Source organism: Clostridium sp., from assembly GCF_051650885.1.
In the GTDB taxonomy this organism is placed as follows: Bacteria; Bacillota; Clostridia; order Clostridiales; family Clostridiaceae; genus Clostridium.
Genome location: NZ_JBOFRG010000269.1, coordinates 1 through 2,434, shown reverse-complemented (window position 1 = coordinate 2,434; position 2,434 = coordinate 1). Strand labels below are relative to the sequence as shown.

Sequence of the window (2,434 nt, the reverse complement as noted above, 5' to 3'; positions counted from 1 at the left end):
GATAAGTTATATGCAGAATATGGTGATGTAATAACTTATACAGTAGTTATAGAAAATAAGGGAAATATAGATAGTAGCATAAATAGCATTTTTAAAGACACTATTCCATACTTTACAACCTTTGTAAACAATAGCAGTAAAGTAAATGGAGTAACCACAATAGAATCACCAGAAACAGGAATAAATATAGGGATAATAGAAGCAAGTAGTATAAAAACAATAGAATTTAGCGTAAAGGTAAATTCTATAAAATAAGAGAAATTAAAGAAAACAAAAGAATATTATAAATAACAGTAGTACGGGAGGATAAAAGTATGGCATTTAAAACCTTTTATGCAAAATCAGATTATTTAAAACTAACACATACAGGAAATTCATTAGGAATGAAGGGGAATTCTGGAGGTTCAACAATTATAAATTCATTCATAACATTAAATCCAGCACAAGGACCAGTTTTAGGAATACCAAGTTCAATTAATCCACTTACATTTGCAGGAACATCAACAACCCCTGCGAATAATGGTTCATGGGCAAGGCTTATGCCAAGTACTAGTGATGTTCCAGTAGGGTCTACAGTTGATATAGCTGTTCTTGTGTGGGGATTTCAAGGGGCAATACCTGCACCTATGACTGCAAATCAAAATATTACATTTATAGATGCAACAAGTATAAGTCATAGTATAGCACCAGATTCAACTTATAGTGTTGGACCGGTTAGTGCAAATTTCTTTACAAGATGTGCAGATGTTACAACGATAGTACAAGCAGCAGGTCTTGGAGATTATGCAGTATCAGGAGTTCCAAATAAAAATTTAGCAACTGGAAATGGAATCGGGTGGTCATTAATAGTTGTATTTAGACACACTTCAATGCCTTTTAGAAATGTAAGCATATATATTGGAGAAGTTAGCAATGGAGACACAACAAGTATTAGTGGATTTTATACTCCACCAACGGGAATTGTTACAACGAGAGCTTTTGTTATGGCATTATATGGAGATTCAGATTTTGGAGGAGATACATTTACTTTAGCTACAAAGGCATTATCAGGTCCAAGGAATCCAGTTGGTAATTTTTTCTGCTCACAAGTGTGTGATTATTTAGGAAATACTGCAACTATAGGTTCTTTTGGTGATAGAAACTGTACACCTGGAAATGCACCTAGTGTAGAAAAGGCAGAGTTTGATGTAACTAATGTAGATGCAAGTGGAGTACTTGCAAATAATTTAAGAACAACAACAGTTGGGATAGGTGCAGGTGGAGATGTTATAACAGCAAATGCAGTAGCACTTGAGATAAATTCAAATGCAGCTAAGGTGGACATTACGAAAACTGTAGACAAGGTACAAGCTACTATGGGAGAAACTTTAGTTTACACATTAGTTGTAAAAAATACAGGAACAGCAGATGCTATGAATTTTATACTTCAAGATACAACACCTAGTAATACAAATTTGGTCCCAGGTTCAATTTTTGTAAACGGAATAGCAAATGGAGGAAACTTAACTACAGGAATAAATATTGGAAGTATACCTAAAAATACTGGAATAGCAACTGTAAACTTTAGTGTAACCGTAAATACTGGAATACCAAATCCAACAACTATAACTAATAGTGCCTACGGTGCATTCCAGTTTATATCAGACCCACTTCAACCAACTATAACATCAGGAGTTATGAGTAATAATGTAGATACATTAGTATTTCAAGATGTAACGACTATAGTTAAATCAGTAGATAAAGCTGTAACAGCAAATGGAATAACTTTAGTGTATACACTAGTGATAGATAATCAAAATACAGTATCTCCTATAACATCAGTAACAATAGTAGATTCAATTCCAAATACAACATCTTTTGTGAATGGAAGTATAACGGTAGATGGTATATCTGTTCCTGGAAATATACAGACAGGAGTAAATATAGGAAGTATAGCTGCAAATAGTAAAAGAACAGTAACTTTTTCAGTTTTATGCAATGGAAATACAGGAACAATTCCTAATTATGGAGTTGCAAATTATGTATATAATGGATTAATTGAAAGAAATTTAGTTTCAAATACGGTAAATACAGAATATGTAAAAGTAAGTTTAGTGCCAGTAAAATCAGTAGATAAAGTATTTACAACAAATGGACAAATCTTGAAATATACAGTTGTATTTAAAAATGATAGTAATGTAAATATGACAAATGTTTTATTTAAAGATACCTTGCCAAATGGAACTGTTTTAAATACAGGTTCAATTATGTTAAATGGGAGTCCTATAGCGGGTAATTTAACTACTGGGGTAAATCTAGGAGGTATGTTAATTGGAGCAGTAAATACAATAACATTTGATGTCACTGTTTTATAAATAAAGCTATGGGGAACATTAAATTAAGAATAGGAACAATATGAAAATATAGATGGAAGTAGTTGAGTGAAAAAATAGGA

Annotated in this window: 2 protein-coding genes; both read left to right on the top strand. The window is 32.3% G+C overall.

The features are described from left to right. Positions 1 to 255 (top strand): hypothetical protein (locus tag ACRC28_RS13030; RefSeq protein WP_438543885.1); only part of this gene is annotated, 255 nt, incomplete at its 5' end. A gap of 59 nt (positions 256 to 314) precedes the next feature. Further along, entirely contained in the window at positions 315 to 2,354 is a 2,040-nt protein-coding gene (locus ACRC28_RS13025; RefSeq protein ID WP_438543884.1) for a hypothetical protein, read from the top strand. Positions 2,355 to 2,434: the final 80 nt, after the last annotated feature.

Excerpts from the sequence above, each read along its gene's own strand:
- ACRC28_RS13025 (WP_438543884.1), top strand. The coding sequence starts at position 315 with ATGGCATTTAAAACCTTTTATGCAAAATCAGATTATTTAAAACTAACA.